The 2503-nt window shown below is 73.6% G+C and carries 2 protein-coding genes; one reads left to right on the top strand and one right to left on the bottom strand.

Annotation, left to right across the window (positions count from 1 at the left end):
• Window positions 1-139: 139 nt before the first annotated feature.
• Window positions 140-679, top strand: a complete 540-nt coding sequence (locus Q7F20_RS18350) for a DoxX family protein (RefSeq protein WP_305741493.1) — start codon at window positions 140-142, stop codon at window positions 677-679.
• A gap of 148 nt (window positions 680-827) precedes the next feature.
• On the opposite strand, the gene Q7F20_RS18345 is transcribed toward Q7F20_RS18350, so the two are convergent.
• Window positions 828-2408 carry a Na+/H+ antiporter gene (locus Q7F20_RS18345; protein WP_305741492.1) on the bottom strand — a complete coding sequence of 527 codons (1581 nt, stop codon included), beginning with the start codon at window positions 2406-2408 and terminating at the stop codon, window positions 828-830.
• Between the last annotated feature and the right edge of the window lie 95 nt (window positions 2409-2503).

Below are 2503 nucleotides of genomic sequence, written 5' to 3'. Positions count from 1 at the left end.
TCGGGGTTTCCGACTCGACCATTTCTGCTCACCGGATGTCCGCGGTCGGCCTGCACGACCGGCTCGGAGGCCGCGAACTCGTCGGAGGCGTCACGGCGTACCGTCTGCCGCACGACACCACCGACCACCGGGAGAACGCATGAGCTCACGCACCACGACCGCCTCCGTCACCGCCAAGACCCTGCTCCGCATCGCCCTCGGCGCCGTCCTCGTCTCGCACGGCTCGCAGAAGCTCTTCGGCGCGTTCGGGGGCGGCGGCATCGAGGGCACCGCCCAGGGCATGCACCAGATGGGCTTCCGGCCGGGCCGACGCAACGCGGTGCTCGCCGGCCTCGGCGAGGCGGGCTGCGGCGCCGCCCTCGCACTCGGCCTCGCCACACCGATCGCCGGTGCCGGTGCGGCGACCACGATGGGCGTCGCGTCGAGCGTCCACACCCCGAACGGGTTCTTCAACGCCGACGGCGGGTTCGAGTTCCCGGCGTTCCTCGGTTTCTCGGCGGCGATGTTCGCGCTCGGTGGCCCCGGGCCGGTCTCGCTCGACCACGCCTCGCGCCACGTCTTCGACCGGCCGTGGCTCCGGGTGGTCGCCCTCGCGGCGGTCCCGGTCGCGATCGGGGTGCAGGTCGCGCAGCGTCGGAAGGCGCTCGCCTCGGAGCCAGCGACGCCAGAGGAGTCCTAGGCGCCCTCCACGCCTCTCCGCCCGGCGTTCGGTGAGCAGAAGTGGTCGAGTGGCATCTGCGGACTCGACCATTCCTGCTCACCGAGCGATCGCCGGGCGGGGCGGAGCGGGGCGATCGGGTCGCGGGCGGACGGGACGGCCCTTGCCCTCACGCCGAACTGACCCCGTTCAACCGCGCCTCCTCCGCGTCGTACCCCGACCGCACCTGCCGCAGCACGAGGTCGTCGATCTCGTCAGCGTCCCGCAGCCGCAGGAGCGTCGCCGCCTTGTGCCGGACCAGAGCGAGCTCGAGGGCGACCGCCGTGTCGTGCCGCTGCAGCGCCGGGTGGTCGTCGTCCGCTTCCTCGCGGGCCTGGATGACGTCGAGGTGCGCCTCGTAGTCCTTCCGTACCCGCTCGACGGTCGCACGATCGGCGCCGGTCGTGCGCGCGAGGCGGGGGAGTGCGTCGAGCGCCTCCTCGATCGCGGTCCGCTCGGCGTAGCGGCGCTCCTCACCGACCGACTCGTCCTCGGGCAGCGCGGCCCGGCGCAGGACGGCCGGCAGGACCAGGGCCTGCCCGACGATCGTGACGACGACCACCCCGGCGGTGACGAAGACGATGAGGTCGCGGTCCGGGAAGGCCGCCCCGGACTCGAGCGTCCGGGGCACGGCGACGGCCATCGCCAGGGACACGGCTCCGCGGAATCCGGCGAAGCCGCTGACGAGTCGGTCCCGGTGGCCCTCGCGCGGTGCTCCGCCGGTCCGGCGGGTGACGACCCACACGGTGCCACCGGCCGCGTTGAGGAACGCGAACCGCACCACCACGAGGGCGAGCGACACGAGGGCCACGAGCCCGGTGGCGCGGAGGAGCTCGGCGGGCTCGAGCGCCCGGGCGGCGACCATCGCCTCGATGCCGACGAGCACGAACAGCGCGCCGTTGAGCAGGAAGGTCAGGAACGACCAGAACGCGCGGACCTGCTGGCGGGTCTCGGCCCGGTCGAGCTTCGGGCCGACCTGGCTGACGACGATCCCGGCGGCCACGACCGCGAGGACGCCGGACGCCCCGATCGCCTCGGCGCCGAGGAACGCGACGAACGGCACGAGGAGCGTCACGAGGTTCTCGAGGACGACCGTGTCGACGCGTCGCAGCACCTGCGTCCCGAGCCAGGCGGCGACCAGACCGGCCGCCACCCCGCCGAGGTACGACAGCGCGAGCATGCCCGAGACGCCCCAGAACGTGAGCTGCTGCGTGCCCACCGTGACGGCGACGGCGATCCCGTAGACCACGAGCGTCGTGCCGTCGTTGACGAGGCTCTCGGCACGCAGCACCGTCACGTTCCGTCGCGGCAGCATCTTCGTGAGCACGCCGACGGCCGTGGCGTCCGTCGGCGCCACCGCGGCGCCGAGCACCCACGCGGGACCCCACGGCAGGCCCAGGAGGTGGAGCAGGACGGCGACCGCCCCGGCCGTGACCACGACGAGCAGCGTGCCCATCAGGACGATGCCGCGCAGGTTCTTGCGGATCTCGCGCAGCGAGGTCGTCAGGCTCTCCCAGTACAGCAGCGCGGGCAGGAAGAGCAGCAGGACGGCGTCGGCGGGGAGCTGCACCCCGGCGAACTCGGGCACGAGGGCGAGCAGCGCGCCGAGGGCGAGCAGGAGCACCGGCGGTGCGACCCGGATGCGGTCGGCGACACCCGCCGTCAGGGCGATGGCCAGGCCGAGCACGACCACCAGTTCAGGTCCCAGCACGCGCACTCCTCGTTCGACCGACACCCCAGTCAACGCGGTGGGCGCTGACAGCGCTCACGTGCGCTGGGCGGTGGTCGCGACCACCGACGGACGGG

The sequence above is a fragment of the Curtobacterium sp. A7_M15 genome (genome assembly GCF_030705415.1).
Classification (GTDB): Bacteria; Actinomycetota; Actinomycetes; order Actinomycetales; family Microbacteriaceae; genus Curtobacterium.
Note: the sequence above shows the minus strand (reverse complement) of the source record. Positions and strands in the feature narration are given on the sequence as shown.

Coding starts and splice junctions, on each gene's coding strand:
- Q7F20_RS18350 (WP_305741493.1), top strand. CDS start 140: ATGAGCTCACGCACCACGACCGCCTCCGTCACCGCCAAGACCCTGCTC.